14 protein-coding genes and 1 pseudogene are annotated in these 16,671 nt (G+C 61.6%); 13 read left to right on the forward strand and 2 right to left on the reverse strand.

The genetic code is table 11. The features are described from left to right. Positions 1–313 precede the first annotated feature (313 nt). The 11 genes and pseudogenes from OB2597_RS20925 (at position 314) to OB2597_RS09160 (ending at position 13,397) form a co-directional block, all read left to right on the forward strand. Positions 314–4,318, forward strand: a complete 4,005-nt coding sequence (locus tag OB2597_RS20925; RefSeq protein WP_009805247.1) for a PIN domain-containing protein — start codon at positions 314–316, stop codon at positions 4,316–4,318. After that, positions 4,224–4,460: pseudogene (locus OB2597_RS22740) on the forward strand (type II toxin-antitoxin system MqsR family toxin); the annotation flags it as partial. The gene OB2597_RS20925 and the pseudogene OB2597_RS22740, both read left to right, overlap by 95 nt. A gap of 391 nt (positions 4,461–4,851) precedes the next feature. Then, entirely contained in the window at positions 4,852–6,081 is a 1,230-nt protein-coding gene (gene istA, locus OB2597_RS09120; protein WP_009805248.1) for an IS21 family transposase, read from the forward strand. After that, positions 6,078–6,920 carry an IS21-like element helper ATPase IstB gene (gene istB, locus OB2597_RS09125; RefSeq protein ID WP_009805249.1) on the forward strand — a complete coding sequence of 281 codons (843 nt, stop codon included), beginning with the start codon at positions 6,078–6,080 and terminating at the stop codon, positions 6,918–6,920. Before istA ends, istB begins: the two co-directional genes overlap by 4 nt. Before the next feature lie 174 nt (positions 6,921–7,094). Beyond that, a complete protein-coding gene (locus OB2597_RS22745) occupies positions 7,095–7,370 on the forward strand; it encodes a type II toxin-antitoxin system MqsA family antitoxin (protein WP_407636176.1) in 276 nt (91 codons plus the stop codon). A gap of 54 nt (positions 7,371–7,424) precedes the next feature. Further along, positions 7,425–7,742: a hypothetical protein gene (locus OB2597_RS09135; RefSeq protein ID WP_009805251.1), complete on the forward strand. Its 318-nt coding sequence runs from the start codon at positions 7,425–7,427 to the stop codon at positions 7,740–7,742. A 488-nt stretch (positions 7,743–8,230) separates the two neighbouring features. Beyond that, entirely contained in the window at positions 8,231–9,250 is a 1,020-nt protein-coding gene (locus tag OB2597_RS09140; protein WP_009805252.1) for an SMODS domain-containing nucleotidyltransferase, read from the forward strand. Continuing rightward, positions 9,247–10,920, forward strand: coding sequence for a ThiF family adenylyltransferase (locus OB2597_RS09145; RefSeq protein ID WP_009805253.1), 1,674 nt, complete (start codon positions 9,247–9,249; stop codon positions 10,918–10,920). The genes OB2597_RS09140 and OB2597_RS09145 overlap by 4 nt, the downstream gene beginning before the upstream one ends. 31 nt (positions 10,921–10,951) lie before the next feature. Then, a complete protein-coding gene (locus OB2597_RS09150; protein ID WP_009805254.1) occupies positions 10,952–11,374 on the forward strand; it encodes a Mov34/MPN/PAD-1 family protein in 423 nt (140 codons plus the stop codon). Next, positions 11,367–12,788 carry an SAVED domain-containing protein gene (locus OB2597_RS09155; protein ID WP_009805255.1) on the forward strand — a complete coding sequence of 474 codons (1,422 nt, stop codon included), beginning with the start codon at positions 11,367–11,369 and terminating at the stop codon, positions 12,786–12,788. Before OB2597_RS09150 ends, OB2597_RS09155 begins: the two co-directional genes overlap by 8 nt. 69 nt (positions 12,789–12,857) lie before the next feature. Then, on the forward strand, positions 12,858–13,397 hold the full coding sequence (locus tag OB2597_RS09160) for an RNA 2'-phosphotransferase (protein ID WP_009805256.1): 540 nt from the start codon (positions 12,858–12,860) through the stop codon (positions 13,395–13,397). A 41-nt stretch (positions 13,398–13,438) separates the two neighbouring features. On the opposite strand, the gene OB2597_RS21865 is transcribed toward OB2597_RS09160, so the two are convergent. Next, complete coding sequence (locus OB2597_RS21865) at positions 13,439–13,765, reverse strand: YnfA family protein (protein ID WP_456153961.1); 327 nt, start codon at positions 13,763–13,765, stop codon at positions 13,439–13,441. 363 nt (positions 13,766–14,128) lie between these two features. Continuing rightward, a complete protein-coding gene (locus OB2597_RS09170) occupies positions 14,129–14,803 on the reverse strand; it encodes a hypothetical protein (RefSeq protein WP_009805258.1) in 675 nt (224 codons plus the stop codon). Between the two features lie 701 nt (positions 14,804–15,504). Here OB2597_RS09170 and OB2597_RS09175 point away from each other — a divergent pair. Next, the gene (locus OB2597_RS09175; protein ID WP_009805259.1) at positions 15,505–16,311 is read left to right on the forward strand and encodes a hypothetical protein; all 807 of its coding nucleotides are present in this window, start codon (positions 15,505–15,507) and stop codon (positions 16,309–16,311) included. Positions 16,312–16,436: 125 nt separating this feature from the next. After that, positions 16,437–16,664: a MerR family transcriptional regulator gene (locus OB2597_RS09180; protein WP_009805260.1), complete on the forward strand. Its 228-nt coding sequence runs from the start codon at positions 16,437–16,439 to the stop codon at positions 16,662–16,664. Positions 16,665–16,671: the final 7 nt, after the last annotated feature.

Raw genomic sequence — 16,671 nt, forward strand, 5'->3', positions numbered from 1 at the left:
CGCCTATCAGGAGTCCCGTCCCGGCGGCCAGGCGGTGCGTCGGAATGCGGCGAGTTCTTCAACAGAAGCGGCTCGAAGGAGACATACAGAAGCCAGCTTTGATGCTGCGGTCTCAGCCCGCATTGCCGTCATACATTTAGCGCGCAAGGGGTAACAGGGCAGGAGGCGGCCGACCTCGAAGGCGGTTGTGGAGATCAAATCGTTGTTCCAGTAGGTAAAGACGGCCCTGCGCTGATAAGGGACTCCCAACTCCACAGACGAGAATTCTATTCCTTAGCACCCAGCAGGAACGGTAGGTCGAGCCCGAAATAAGATGACTGAAATCACGAACCGTAGCCTCCGAGCGCCCAACGATTGGCAGGAGTTTGAGCGGCTTACCTACGATCTGTTCCGGCGGGTTTGGGAAACCGACGACGCCCACATGCACGGTAGAACCGGCCAAGAGCAGCATGGCGTCGATGTCTACGGCACGGACCGACGGCAAGGAAAGCGAGTCGGTGTCCAGTGCAAAGGGAAGAACGGCGATTACAACAGCGCCGTGACCGCTGCCGAGCTCGCAGGCGAAGTCGAGAAGGCCAAGAGGTTTAAGCCTCGCCTCGATCGCTTCGTTCTTGTGACCACCGCGCCGAATGACGCGAAGATCCAGTCGCAAGCACGAACGCTCAACGAGAAGAACCAGAAGGTCGGCCTCTTCGAGGTCGACATCATGGGATGGGAGGAGATCAAGCATCTCATCCAGGATCATCCCGCGGTCTTCGAGGCCTACTACAGCGGTATGTCTCCTGGCGTTCCGCAGAGGGTGATCGCAGCAATAGAAGAAGATGGCGAACGCACCCGCGCTCACTTCACGAGCGAGATGGAACGAAGGTTCCCAGCGTCCGCGCATCGCGACGACGTCAGAAGTTCACAGGCGACGGCACCTGACAGCTCGCCCGCGGAAGACCCGCTCGGGCGGCGCATCACGGATACCGCCGATCTACTCAAGGACACGCCTCCACGGACTGTGCTCACGCGCTTCGAGAAGCTGTGGCAGGAGGAGGCGGCGACTGCCTCTGACCGAAACCGATACCGGATCAAGGCGAATATCGGTGCGGCATACTGGATTCTTGGGGACTACCCGGCAACCTGTGCCAGCTTCCGCGAAGCTCATGACGAGCTGCCCGAAGAGCCCGACGGGATAGCGATCCTTGCCTCAGCAGAGATGCTCGAAGGCGACCATAATAAGGCCTTTGAGCTCGCTCAGCAGGCGCTTGCGGGCGACAAGGACTCCGAGCGAGCTGCGGGCGTGCGTGTCGAGACCGCACCCGCAGAACTCCCCTGGCAGGACGTTCAGAGTCTCCTGCCCGACAAGTTCCAGCAGAAACCGATGGTGTTGATGGCACTGGCCGAACGTGCTCTCGCACAGGGCGACACGAAGGAGGCCAAGAAACTGTCTTCCTCAGCGCTCAGGCGCGAGCCCGAGAATTGGCGCATTCTGGTCAGAGCGGGGTTGCTCGAGTTCGGCAAGGTTGCGGAGAAGGATGAAATCCGCTTCCTCCGCATGCTTCGAGAGGCGGACCGGAAAGTCGTGGAAGACGCCTCCTCCCACTTTGGCGACGCCTGGTCGGCGATCAAGGAGACCGGATGGCCAGCGCAGGGCGACTGGATTGCCGCCAATCGAGTATCGACGCTGTTGCTCCTCGGCGATGTCGCGTTGGCCGATCAGGTGCTCGAGGAGGCACTCGCCCTCTGCGGAAGAACGCCGTCGCTGCTTCGCGTGAAGGCCTTGCGCCACATGGTCCTGGACGAGTGTCATGAGGCGCGACGCGCCCTCAGCGACCTAACTGAGCAGGAACGTGATCCCAACGATCGGCTGATGCTGATCCAAGCTCAGATCAGAGACGGTGCAGCCGAAGAGGCCCTGGAAGCCGCCGTGAAGCTCTACGACGACGCGGACGGGGATGAACTCAGGCTATCGGCCGCCAGCTGTCGGCTTCTTGGTGCCTCGCAGTTGTCCGACGATGCCTTGGACGCTGAGGCTTCCGCCCTCCTCGAGGTTCATGGGGACTCCGTCCTCCTTATCTCGACTTACCTGGGTTTGAGGCCTAAGGCCCCCAACAAGGAGGAGCTCAAGCAGCGCCTTCTCGATACGCTTCCCAAGGACGCCGACACCTTCACGAAGGATCGCGCGGCGCATGCACTCTACGAAGTCGGAGAACACTCAGCAGCGGCTGACCTCTTCATGGCGGTGTGCGATCCGAGCACTGACAGTCACCAGCTGCGGCTGGCTTTGAGATCTCTTACGCACGCTCGCCGCCTCAAAGAGGCGAGAAAACTCTACCAGAAGCTCGACAGACGCATCCGCGACAAGAAGGAAATCCGGCGGATCGGGACATGGATCTTCGAGGAATCTGGACAGCTTGAGCAGGCGCGGAAGGAGTTCGAGCCATGCCTGACCGGAGCAGATGAAACTCTTGAAGACCGACTTCTTTGGCTGAACCTCTGTCTACGGATTCCGGACCTTGAGGCCGCCGAGGAATACCTTCGGGAGGTCAGCGTCGGCATCGTCGGTGAGCCGCGGACACGGATGCAACTCGCGGTCATCATGGACCGGATACTCGATGATCCGCTGAAAATTCTCGAGATAGGCTATCGGGCTCTTAGGGACGACTACACCGACCCGCAGCTCCATGCCGCGTTCATCATCCACCTCTTTTTCATGGGACGTGCGGGGCGCAGGGCTGATCTTGAACGGCAAGTCGTCGAGCCGGACACCGCAGTCGTTCTGTCTGGCAACAACCGTGACGACATCGTTCGGATCATTGAAGCCGCTCCGGCCCCTCAGTCGACCCGGGACGAAATCGCACCAGATGATGCGCTCGCTCAGCGCCTGATGGGCAAGAAAGTGGGCGATCAGATCGAGATGGAAGGGCTGAACGGCCCCTACGCCCTCACGATCAAGGAGATCGTCAGCAAGTTCGTTCACGCCCAAGCTCGCGCCCTCAGGGACTGCGATCGCATGTTTCCCGAGAACAGGTTCCTCGGCGCCCTTCGTCTCGACGAAGACGACGTCGAAGGTAGCCTCAAGCCCGTCTTGGAGAGTGCACGGCGGCGCCGAGAGACCGTAGAACGCATCGAGGAAGCCTACCGCACCGGGAACATGCCGCTGCCGCTACTGGCTATCATCGGGGGAGGCACGCCCTTCGACTTGTGGGATCACATCAGACACCATCCCGAGCTTCGCTTCCAAGTCGCTGTCGGTGACGGCGCAGAACGCACAACCGCGACACGCACGCTTCGGAAATCCTCGAGGGCCATCATCGACCCGGTGACCCTCTACGGTCTGGCGGGACTTGGGGTCCTCGAAACCTTCGTGGCCGCTCGCCCTGACCTCATGATCACCCGCAGCAGCATCGATCTGCTGCAAGAAGCGCTGGTCGATCGCGACGACTCGTTTCGCGATCCGGACCGCCAAGGTGTGCTCGTTCCTGTCGGCGATCATTTCCAGATCATCGAGCGGTCGAAGGACCTAACGGAGATGCTTGTCCGACAGCTCTCGCAAACCCTCGATGCCGCAAGGAAGCTCGAAGTTATCATGCCCGAAGCCGGGATGAGACTCAGCCCCGAGGTGGAAGAGCTCTTCTCGAAGATTGCCCCCTGTTTCATCGACTCGATGATCGTCGCCAAAGAGCAAGGAGTGCCCCTGCTTGCAGACGACCTCGCACTCCGAAAGATCGCCGCTCTCGAGGGTATCTCATCGGCCTGGTCCCAAGCGGCGCTGCTCACCGCGCGTAATACAGGAGGGATCGATCCCGGATCGTATGCAGATGCCGTCCTAAACTTGCTGGAGGGCACCTACGAATACACCAGCGTGGACACGGCGACCCTTCTCCACGAGTGGAACACGGCAGGCCACGACGAGAGCGAGCGGCTTCAGAAGATCATGGATCAGGTGGCAGCGCCGAACAACGAGCTGGGCAGCGTGACCAACCTTCTCGCCGGAGCCCTGATGGAGACTTGGAAAGGCGAGGGCGGGCAGGAAAGGTGCACTCGGCTCGCGGAGATTGCGCTTCGCGCCTTTGAGACCCAGCAAGGGCGAGAAGCTGCGGAGAAGGCTCTGGTCAACACAGTGTTGCGGGCCGTTGCCCGGCACCAACGGGCCGGACGAACTCCTGTCTTGCCGGGGCGACTGCGCGCAACAACGTCACTAACTCCCCCGGATGCCCTCACGCCCGATGTCGACTATGTCCGCCGAAAAGAGGTCGAGGAAACCATCGGAGCATCTGTTCTCGTCGCACTTCGACGCGATATCGAGAACGAAGCGGAAGCCACATCATGACCTCGAAGCGATCCAGTCAAAGTTCAAGGATGTTGAGAGTTTCGAGATCACGCGAACCGCGGTGAAGACAGCAGACGAGCTCGGCTTCGGCCTCGAAGACATCGTGGAGGCAGTTCAGGACCTGGAAAGTGCAGACTTCGTGAGTTCAAGTCCTGCGCACAGTCCTCCGATCCCTGGCGTCTGGCACGACACGTATAACATGCGCTGGGGGGGCATCACCTCTACATCAAGTTCGCAGGCCAGACGATCGTCGACATCACCCTGGTCTCGTTCAAGGAGAAGAACGGATGACGGGAACTCGTATCCATCCGGTGACCGGAAAAGCGCTGACCCGACAGGTCCGCGCTCAGGTCGTCAGCTTCGGCTCGATGAGCGAGCGCGTGTAACCGCCGCTCGTAATCTCCCCAGAACCGCCGTTTGAAAATTCCCCAGACGCGAGCGGCGTCGTGAATTTCCGGACCTCATTTATCCGGAAATTTGCGTCGCCGCGGACCACTGGCCTGATGCCCTCAGCGCAGAGACGGGGGCGGCAGGTGAAGGGACTGAGGGAGATCGTCTTGATCCATGATCTGAAGAAACAGGGGCTGAGCATCAGCGCCATCGCGCGGAAGGTGGGCTGCGACCGCAAGACCGTCCGCAGGCATCTCGACCGAGGTCTGGAGGCTCCTGTCTACGGACCGCGGGCGCCGCGACCGCGGACCATCGAGCCGTTCGAGGCGTTCCTGCGGGAGCGTGTTCTGGCTTTCCCTGATCTCAGCGGGGCCCGGCTTCTGCGCGAGATCAAGCAGATGGGTTACGCGGGCGGCTACACCGCAGTGACCGACTTCCTGCGCGAGGTTCGGCCGCCGCGGCAGACCCGCTTCGAGTGCCGGTTCGAGACGCCGCCGGGCCGCCAGGCGCAGATGGATTTCGCCGAGTTCGCTGTCGAGTTCAGCGACGCGCCCGGCACCGTCCGGAAGGTCTGGCTGTTCAGCATGATCCTTGGTCACAGCCGCTGGCTCTGGGGCCAGTTCGTCGCCAGCCAGAACCTGCAATCGGTCCTGCGCTGCCACGTCGGTGCCTTCGAGGCGATGGGCGGGGCGCCGGAGGAGGTTCTCTATGACCGGATGAAGACCGCGGTGATCGGCGAGGACGAGGCCGGCGTGATCACCTACAACGCCGCGCTGGTGGCGCTGCTGAACCACTACGGTGCCGTGCCGCGCGCGTGCCGCCCCTATCGGGCCAAGACCAAGGGGAAGATCGAGAGGCCGTTCCGCTACATCCGGCAGGACTTCTTCCTGGCCCGGACCTTCCGGAACCTCGAGGACCTCAACGCCCAGTTCGACAGCTGGCGCCGCGAAGTGGCCAACCCGCGCGTCCACGCCACCACGCGGCGGATCATCAACGAGGCTTTCGTCGAGGAACGGCCGAGCCTCAAGCCGCTGCCCACCATCCCCTACAACGCAGTGCTGACGGTGGAGCGCCGCGTCAGCAAGGACGGCATGATCTCGGTCGGCGGCAATCTCTATTCGGTGCCGGACACGGCCCGGCGGCGCACGCTGGAGATTCAGCACCATGTCACGGAGCTCAGGATCTTCGAGGATGGCCAGCTGATCGCTCGCCATCCCGTGCTCGAGGGCAAGGCCCTGCGCCGCATCGACCCTACCCACCGCAAGGCGCCGCCACCGCGACTGCCGCACCAGATGCCCATCCAGGGGCTGCGTCGGCCGCTGGAGTTCTATGACGCCGTCGGCCGCCGCCTTGCGGCGGGCGCCCCGCAATGACCGAGCTCCTCGATCGCATTCGCGGCGCGCTGGTCGGCCTCCGGATGCCCCGAGCGCTGGAAGCTCTGGATCACACCCTCCAGCAGCTGGAGAAGGGCGAGATCACCGCCATCGAGGCCATCGACGGTCTGCTCAGCGAAGAGTTCATCACGCGGGAGAGCCGCCGCATCGATATGGCCCTGCGCACCGCCAAGCTGATGCCGGTCAAGACGCTGGAAAGCTTCGAGTTCAGCTTTCAGCCTTCGCTCGACCGAGACCGGATTGCGGCCCTGGCCCAACTCGACTTCATCCGGCGGGCAGAGGTGGTCCATTTCCTCGGCCCTCCCGGAACCGGCAAGAGCCATCTCGCCACGGCTCTCGGCGTCGCGGCAGTGAAGGCGGGCCGCAGCGTCTACCGCGCCACCCTCGCCGAGCTGATCGAGGGGCTGGCCCAAGCCGAACGAGAGGGCCGCCTACCGGAGAAGATCCGGTTCTATGCCCGAGCGTCTCTGCTGATCGTGGACGAGATCGGCTATCTACCCATCACCCGCGGCGGCGCCAACCTCTTCTTCCAGCTGGTGAACGCCCGCTACGAGAAGGGCGCCATGATCCTGACCTCCAACCGCGGCTTCGCTGAATGGGGTGAGGTCTTTGGCGATCCTGTCGTCGCCACCGCGCTGCTCGACCGGCTCCTGCACCACGCTGTCGTCATCCAGATCGAGGGCGCCAGCTATCGCCTGCGCGCGCACGCGGACCTGATCCCCGAGCACGTCCGAGCCAACGCGCCCATCTCGCCGCCTCCACCGCCCAGGCGCAGGGGGCGACCGCTGAAACCCAAGAATGGAGCTGCAAATCACTGACTGCCGGCCGATCGCCGGCCCCGCCGAAGTGGGGAATTTTACTTCGGCACTTCTGGGGAAATTTACCTCGGCGTTGACAAGCGCGTCGATGTTCCCGGCTGGTATCCGAAAGACGACAGCGACTCGATCCATTCCGGAGCGGACCTCGCGGTAAGAGAAGAGACCCTCGCAAGGCTGCGCAAGGACTACGGAAACCATGTCCGAGGAATCCGCAAGGCGTTGCGCCTCACGCAGAGCGAGGCTGGAAACATCGTCGGTGGCGGGCCCCGCGCCTTCCAGAAATACGAGAAGGGCGTCATGCCGCCCAGCGATGCCGCCGTTGGTCTACTGGAGATCCTGAAGGACGACCCGGGCAAGATCGAGATACTCAAGCGGCTTCGAGAATCTCACTCGCCGGTGCCGGTTCAGGGGTCCGGATCATCTGGTCGGAGAGACGGCGCGACAGCGTAGGTGTTGGCAGCTGCCAACTGTAGGACGCGAGCGCCCCAAGCCAGGAGCATGACGATGTCGGTCAGGGAAATCGCGGAGAAGCTCGGACCGGTGCACGAGGTCAAGAGGCACACCTCCGGTTCGCAGGAGGTCGTCGTCCTGCGGCCATCCAGGGCTGGAGAGCCGATCAAGGCCATCGTGGCAGCCCTGGCACTCGCTCGATGCGGCACCTCCCTTCCCGCGGCGAAGCGAGCCATAGAGCGCGTCGTCGACGCAGGTGACGCGACAGTCATCCTGCCGACAGTCTTCGCGCGCCATGATCTCGCCCGGGCGCTCGCATCTACCGGGATCGACGTGGCGTTCAGTTCCGAAGTTGGCAGCTGCCAACTTTGACAAGGCACCTCAGCGACGTCCGGTGCCGCAGCTATGTCAGTGGATCGGCCAAAAGCTGTCCTACGGGCTGCCTTGGAACAGGTGGCGAACAAAACACCATCAGTGGTGTTGCCCTGAGGGTAGTAAGCTCATATATTGTGCAGGTGAGCAAGTTGATTGAGGGAGGCAGTTGAACGAGCTCGAAGGGAAGGAGTTCGTCATGCCCCTTGGTAATTTTTATCAACGCAGACGCCCGGACGGCGTCACCCCTCACTTCGATATTCGGTCGTGTGAGACCCCCTCTTTTAGGTCGGCGCTGCCGGGCGCCCAGGTGCATCGGCATGATCGTCTGATTTTCGGAGCGTGGAAAGCGGACCCATTTCCAGCATCAGTGCACCAAGTCGGCCTTGTTGGTTCTTCGTCTGGCCTCACGCACCGGGGAACCAAGATCTCAGCCCACCTCGCACGCTGCCATGCGCCGAACACTAACGTGAAAGGTCTCCAGTAGAATGACGGTCCCCAACGCCCGCTTCACCGAACTCTTGCAGGACATCGAGCCAAGCTCGACGACCAAGTCTCATGCCTCGACAGCCCACATCAAGATGCGGGAGCACCTGCGCACGCAGTCAGACTTCAAGGACCTATACACTGGCAGCTTCCTGTCAGGGAGTTCCGCTCGCGACACGGCGCTGCGGCCCAGGACGTCCGCAGGCCAAGTCGAGCGGCCCGACATCGACATCATCGTGGTCACGGACTTTTCCACCGACGATGACCCCGAGTGGGTTCTCAAGAAGGTCTGCCGGGCCATCGAAGACAAAGGAATCGGATATCCCGTCGAGCGCATGAATCGTCGCTCGGTCCGTGTGAATACCTGGCGGGCTGAAATGGACATCGTCCCTGTGGTCGAGGATGGGACGGAAGGCTACTGGATCGCGGACCGCGAGAGCGGGACATGGCAGTTTACGAACCCGCCGGTCCATAAGACGTGGAGCGCCGAACAGAATGCTATCTTCAACGGGCGCTTCACGCCCATGGTGAAGCTCTTTAAGTGGTGGCGCCGGATTAACCCGACGAGCGGCAAGCGGCCGAAGGGCTTCGTTTTGGAGCGACTGGTTTCCCTCCATGCGCCAGTCGGAGAGGCGCATTACGGGGAGGCGTTCACTCAGCTCCTCGAAAATATCCAGAGCGCTTACGAGATCAATGCGGCACTCGGAATGAAACCCTTCATCTCGGACCCTGCCGTTCCTGGCAACGACATCCTCTCGAGGGTGACCGTCGCCCAGTGGCAAGAGTTCATCCGGAAGGTCGCGACCTACGCCGCCATCGCGCGCAAGGCGCAGGATGCTGACGATCTCGACGAAGCCACGCGTCAGTGGCGCCGTGTCCTCGGAGACCGCTTTAAGACCACCCAGAAGACCAAGGCCTCTGCGTCCGCTTTCGGCACTTTTGCAACAGCTACTCCGGCGCCCGGCTATTCATTCCCGGACGCCATGGCGGCGCCGACCACAAAGCCGCGCGGGTTTGCATGAAGTTCTGGTGGCTGGTGGACAGCGCGCGTCTCGCCGCTGAAAGGCGCTCTATCGAGCAGGCGGCCGCCGGCGAGTGGTTCCGTTTCGCTCGCTGGACGCTGCACCACGGCCTGGTCTGCGTCGAGGGCGAAATCCTCGCCCACGACAACACCTATCCCGTCCGACTGATCTACCCGGACCAATTTCCTTTGGTTCCGGCATGGGTTGAACCAGCAGAAAAAGCTCGGTGGAGCAGTCACCAGTATAGCGGCGGTAGCCTGTGCCTCGAACTTAGGCCGGACAACTGGATTCCGACCGCGACAGGGGCTGACGTTCTGGAAAGCGCGTTCAACCTTCTTCACACGGAAGATCCCCTCGGGGAGGGAGGCGCCACCGCACCTTCCGATCACCGGGTCGGCGAAGTTCAGACCTACGGCGACTTGCATCTGCCTGCGCTGATCGGAGCAGGGTGTCTCGATCGACTGAAAAAAGGGGAAAGGAACGATGTTCGCGCATTGCGGTGGCACTACGTCGACGACACCCTCCCCCTGCATATTCATGACGCTGAAGATCTGGCAGCGCAGAACCGCCCGCCTGACCCAAGCCAAGAAGCCGGTCTCAATACCGTCCCCCTGTATATCTCCGCCAAGGAGGCTCCAGACGCGGTCAACGATCGCACCGCTCTCCTTGAGGCGAGCGAATGGGAGCCTGAAGAGGCTCTGGCCATTGAACTGACTCACGGAGCCGAAGTTCTGTTCCTCGGAGGTCCAACGCCCAGCATCTTTAGTCTGATCGCGGAGAAGACATATCGAAGGGAGCTCTACGTCCTGCCGGACGAAGGCGGCCTTCGGGCGGCAGCCAAGTCTCCACGAGACGACAAATCCGTGTCGATAGTGGGCGCAGGATCTGTAGGTTCAAAGATTGCTGAGTCACTGGTGCGCTCCGGTGTCCGTCGCCTCCAAATCGCCGATGGTGACGTCATGCTTCCCGGGAACTTGGAGCGGCATGTTCTCGACTGGAGGGATGTCGGAGGACGGAAGGTTCATGCGCTGAAGAAGCGGCTGCTGAACATAAGTCCAGGGGCCAGCATCAGCATTACCCCCAGCAACTTGAACTGGCAGCGGTCAGCTGTCGCCCACGCCTGGCAAGTCGAGGACATTGCCGAGGGAAAGGTCATCGTCGACGCCACCGGCGACCCGGCCACATCCTTGCTTCTTGGTGCCATCGCGCACGCGAACAAGCGCCCCTTCGTATCCGTTGAGGTGTTCGAAGGCGGCATCGGCGGTCTCGTCGCGGCAGTCATCCCGGAACGTGACCCCCCTTTCGCCGAAGGTCGGGCCACCTTCCTAAGCTGGTGTCATGAGCAGGACCAGCCGCCCCCCGCCGCCGGGCCGCGGAGCTACGAGGCTCTGACCCCGGATGGGATTCCGATGGCTGCCGACGACGCCGCAGTTTCCACCATCGCCGGGCACGCCGCGCGCGTCATCCTGGACGTTCTCGATGGGAATCCGCCGCGACCGGAGGCGGCGTGGCTCCTTCTCGGTCTGCAAGAATCCTGGCTGTTTGAGGGGCATGGTCACACCATCCGTTTGAGCGTCGGTTTTCAAGCCGAGACCCCAGTCAAACAGGATGATGAGGAAGCGAAGAAATTTGCACTCGAGCTCCTGAACGGGGCCCGCAGTGCGGATTAGGATTGCGCCCGATCAAGCCAAGAAGCTCCGTATGGCGTTGAACGAGGGAGGACACCGAGAGATCGGCGGACAACTCTTTGGCGAGCAACTGGCTCCGTCCCAATTCCTTGTGACCAACCTTACGGTCCAAGCTCGTCGGGGGTCCTATACGCGCTTCATTGTCGATCTCTTTCAGGCGGCGCGTGATGCCATGCGCTTCTTTGACAGCACGCAGCACGACTACACCCGCCACAACTACATTGGCGAGTGGCATAGCCATCCGAGTTTCAAGGTTCGTCCAAGCGGAACTGACCTGACAACCATGCGCGAGCTTGTTCGAGATCCGGGTTTCAAGGGCACCTTCGCTGTCCTCATGATCGTCCGACTGGATGCGGATTGCATTGCAGCGGCCGCCTGGAATTTCGACCCCCTGGGCCGGGAAGGCGTTGCTCAGCTGGAGATCGAGAATGACTGAGGAGACACTGGGTCACGCCCTCACTGACAAGAAGGGGATGGGCGGCGTCACTGCTCAAGATGGGTTCGACTACCAGATGTGGGACGGGCTGAGGCGGGTCCCTGGCTGGCTTGCCAATCCTGTCTTCGAACACCTGCTTTTCGAGGGGCTCGAAGACTACGAGGCTCGCTTTTTCGCCCCACACGCCCCGGAGCATCACGTTCTCGAGCGCTATCAGGCGAAAGGGAATGATCTTGGACCGGCCGACATTCGAGAGATCCTCGAGGGTTTCCATGCCTTCGATGAGCGCTTTCCTCAGCGGGCGCGCCTGCACGCACTGGTGACGCCACGCCTCCCCCCGACTCTACAATGGCTGGGAAAACACACCGATCGGGTTCGGCGCGCCCGCCCCTTCTATTCGCCGTTCTCGGACATCGCCGCGGTGAGCGACGCTGAGTTGAACCGTCGTATCTCCGGGCACTTCGATGAACCGCTGGCTTCCTTCATCGCCAATGCAGTCGAGTTCAGCGAGCAAAACATCCCAGACTTGGACGGAGCCACACGGGCATTCGACACTGCCTTGGGCGAGGCGTTTCCTGCGCTCGACCCCCGATCCAGCCAGGTCAAAGCAGCCTTCAATGCGCTGATCGAGCTCGCAAGAGGCAATCGCGGTCGACCCTTACCCCGGAACGCGCTCATCGATGCCATCGAAGCAGGGCTGGGTGAGCGGCTACCTCAGCCTGCCTGCTTTCCTTTACTCATGCGCTCCGATCGGAACGAGTCCAACGAGCTCGCGCTCGAGATTGACGGAAGTCCGTTCTCCGGAGGTTCGGCCAGATTCCCCCAGACAGGACAGTGGCAAGATGATCTGGTATCGCCGCTCCGGCAGGCGGCGGTTTGGCTCCGTCGGAATGATCAGTCTCGGATCGCCGTCCAAGGGTCCTACCGGCTGACGAGCGCGATGGTGCTCGGACAATCGCTACGTGCCGCCCACGGTTTCGAGATAGAGATACCCACGCGCGAAGGCGTCTGGAGGACCGATGATCACGGCAGTGCACAGGATGCGTCGGCTGACTGGAAGATTGTGATGCCCAGCACCTTGGCAAACGGTGAGCTCACAGTTTGCATCGGTGTGATAAGAGACCCTTCTGCCGCGATCTCTCAGACAGCCGGCACCTCGCACGACGCGATGCTGGTGGCCCATCTCCCGAAGGCGATCACCTCGGGAAGGGAGGCACAGAACGGCGTGGCTCTGATAAAGGACAGCGTGACGAAGACGGTCACTTCACTAAATCCGCAAAGAGTGCGGCTCTATATCGCTGGACCTGCCGCCTTCGCCGTCGCCCTCGGGCATCGGTGGAACGCAATGCCACCGACCCAACTCCACGAGTATCTTGCCGATGAGCAGCGCTATATTCCCACTGCGAGCATCTGAGCCGTCGGCTCATGTTTGGAGTTGGCATCTGCCAAACACGATGCACTGCCCAGATGAGGCGACCGTTCGATGAGCAGTGACAGCAAGTTCCTTTCGAGGGTTCTCAGACATGAGCCCGAACTGATCGCGATCCAGCTCGACCCCCAGGGCTGGGTATCGGTCGACGATCTCCTACGTCGGTTGAAGAAAGTCGGCCACGGCATGAGTAGAGAGCAACTCCGCGAGATCGTGGAGACGAACGACAAGCGTCGCTTCACCTTGAGCGCTGACGGCCGGCGAATTCGGGCGGCACAGGGACACTCCGTCGACGTCGACCTCGGCCTCACGCCGCTTGTCCCGCCGGAATTTCTGTATCACGGCACCGCGGCCCAGAACCTCGACGCGATCTTCGAGACGGGTCTCAATCCCGGCCGTAGGCGGCAGGTTCATCTCTCTCCCGAACCCGAGACAGCGAACCGCGTCGGCCAGCGGCATGGCAAGCCGACAGTCCTGCGGGTCGAGGCGAGCAAGATGCACGCCGACGGCTTCGTCTTCACCTGCTCCGACAACGGTGTCTGGCTTACCGATAGCGTTCCTGCCGCCTATCTCGGCTTCGGCGTCATGCTCTGACCCCTGTTGGCAGCTGCCAACAGCGCGGTCAGGGCAGAGCGTCAGGCGGCCCGGGGTGCCCAGAGAATGATCGCGGCACCAGCAAGGCAGACAGCTGCCCCGACGAGATCCCACTGGTCCGGGCGATGCCCCTCCACGAGCCAGAGCCAGAAAAGCGACGCGGCGATGTAGACCCCGCCGTAGATGGCGTAAGCGCGGCCGGCCTGGTCAGCCGGACTGAGTGTCAGAAGCCAGGCGAAGGCAGCCAGAGACGCAATCCCCGGCACGAGCCAGAGCGAGGAGTGCCCCATTCGGAACCAGGCCCAGAAGGCAAAGCATCCGGCGATCTCCGCCAGCGCGGCCGCGCAGTATGTCGCGATGGTCATCATGTCCTCAGTGGATGCGATCGCACCGAAGATGCGGCAGTTCAAGATCCGCTGCGGTTCCGTAGGCCCGCCGGACATGTTGATGCGCGCGATGTTGGCCGCCACGACCTGATGCTCGGCGAGGCGGTCGGCGCCATCTCTGTGCCGGACCTCGTGGCACACGTGCTGGTCGAGCCCAACGATGGCAGCTGCCAACGTCTCGCTGCCTGCCGCTTTAGGGTGTCGGCATCTGAATCTTGGCACCGGATCTTGATCGGCCCGGCTTCGACCCATGTATATCGGCTGGCCCTCGACCGAGAAACCCTTCTTACTGAACGGGAAACGGCCGCCCGAATGGGCAGCCGTTTCCCTTCGTTCGTCTTCGCCTTACGCTGCCGGTTCTGGTGACGAGGTTGCCATTATATCCGAGACGACCGCACGAATGTCGGCCTTGTTGGCCGGATTTCGCAATTCAGCGAGCAGACGGTCAAAGCCGGCTGGTTCACGGCCAAGCCGCTCGATCTCTGCTCGTGCCACCCGTAGCTCTTCCTGAAGATCAGCCAATTGCTGCGCAACAGCGTCACGCTCCTGCTCGATCTTGTGGCGAGCAGTCTTCTCTTCGGCGAGATCACCTTCGAGTTCGGTGACGCGATGTTGCGCGATGCGCTTGTCGGCGCGCAGTTCTTCGCACGCCTTGTCCGCGATGCCTTGAGAAGTCACGTGCTGGCGGGCCACAACCAGCAGCAATTCGCGTCCGGCAGCCGCGACAGCGGCGTCGACGGAAGATGCGATGCCACCAGGCAAAGCCTTCAGGAGCGCACGGCTCTCGGCCTCCGCGATCTCGGCATGGACAGCGTCAACCAGGGCCTCGAGGGCCTCCTTGCGGATCGTGCCGTTCACGCCGTGTTCCGTGCACAGCTTCTCCTTGACGTAGGAAGCGTCGAGCTTGGCCGCGGGTGTGCCACCGGCGAGGCCGTCGGCGATGATCTGGTGCACGAGGTTGGGATCGTAACTGTGCGGGCGGCCGCCAGTGTTTGTCTTGTTTTTTGCGGTCTTTGTCATGGCGCGTTTGTCCTTCGGTTTGTCAAACCCGGTTTGTCAAACCCCGGGCTGAACATTTCGACTGCCATGAAGATTGGTCCGTTCTCAGGAGAACAAAAAATTCTGAGGCAGCCCGACACCATGTGCTGCCGTCCCAAGGAGCATACGTGGGCGTGCTACATGTCCAGATCTGCGATAGTGGTGTCGGGGTCCTACTGGCTTCCCCGACCATCGCCGGCTTCGGCGGTCGCCCCCAAGATTGTCACAAGAGCGCACGCGCGTGCTCTGTGAGACCGAGGCGTCCATCACGTGTGCAAGTGGTCAGCCGGAACATCTACAGACGGAGCATTCTCATCCACGCGCGCCGGGCTCACATTCGCGCGCATACATTTCCCCAGGGTCAAGGTCTCCCATCCCCACCGACCGCTGCTACCGCGGTGTGCGTTCATGATCCGATATCTGGCGATTTGTGGCATTTCCCTCCCTTCCTACCCTTCTATCACTTCAGCCGCACGAAATAATCGACTTATCAGTTAGTTAGAGCAAGCATACCGACCGAATTGAGGGGTGGCTTGGCATCGTTGCGGGAACCGGCGCCGAAAGTGCGGGCAAAATGGACATCGTTGCGGTGAATGTCGACCAGACAGCGGACCCCCGCGACATTTCTGTATCGATGCAATCGCACCCACCTTCCGCCTCCACACCATAGAAGGAGGCACTCCATGCCGCTCGACAACGGAAAGGTCATGATCCCATGGCCACTTGCCGAAAGGCTTCTCTCATTCGACCTTGCAGCACCGACGCTGCGCCTGACCATCTCGATGCTGCACCAACTCGATCTTGCCGGCGTTTGTGGCCCGGGCAGTCCCCGGGTTTGCCCGGTCACCTGGGCAAGTTGCGCGGATCTCCGGGAGCGGGTCGGTCCGAAGGGAAGTAATAGCGCCCGCGAAATCCGCAACGCGGCCGCGGCCTTGAGCACCTCAGGACTGGTTGATCAGATAGCGTTGTTACACAACGCTACGAAGCTGCAATGGCAGTTCAGTGAGGTCGTCTGGGAAGCCATGCGTGTCCGAGACACCAGTAACTACGTGCTGATCGACTTGGAAGAACTCGGCCAGTTCCGCTCCCAGTTCCAAATCAGCGTCTACATGAACGCGACGAAACGGAGAAGGTCCAAGGCGCCGGAGTTCTTCGTCCCCTATGATTCCCGGGTATCTGAAGAAGCGAACATTCGGCGGCTCACCAAGGCTTTAATGTCCGTCGCAAAAGTGTTGGACTGGGTGTGCTTCACGGCACTCGAATTACAAGAGTCCTCGCCGGAGCCGGAACACTTCAAGGTGCGGATCATCCATTCCGCTGCGCGATGGCGCTATCACGCCTACCTGTTGTTCAAACGGCCAAAAGCGGTCTGGAAGGTCGATCGATCAGGAATAACGAAGTTTGATCCCAAGGTCGTTTGCGATGAGCGGGCTGATCTTGTTCAAGCCGACGACATGGGTTTGGATCATCAGGTTGTTGACCCCGTATAGCAGTATTTTGCTATCCGATTTGCGGGTCGACCGAGCAATCCTCATGCGGAGGATGAAATCGGCCGCCCCGTTTTGGAAGTCTGCCGGATCTTCCTATTTCCCCGTCGCCATCAACGGAGGAAACCATGTCGGCACCAAAATACTACTCTGCCAAGAAGCTGGGCGAAATCTTCGAGCGCGACCCACACACGATCCGGGACTGGATCAACAAGGGCTGTCCGACGCCGGACGGCCCGGTGAAATTGCAGGCGGTGAAGCTGGGGAAATCCTGGCAGGTCAAGGACGAATGGCTCGCGGTCTTCGAGCTTCGAGTCCGGCCTGACACTGGAAGGCCGGATCTCGAGCTCGACTGAGCCGGTC

This window comes from Pseudooceanicola batsensis HTCC2597 (genome assembly GCF_000152725.1).
In the GTDB taxonomy this organism is placed as follows: Bacteria; Pseudomonadota; Alphaproteobacteria; order Rhodobacterales; family Rhodobacteraceae; genus Pseudooceanicola; species Pseudooceanicola batsensis.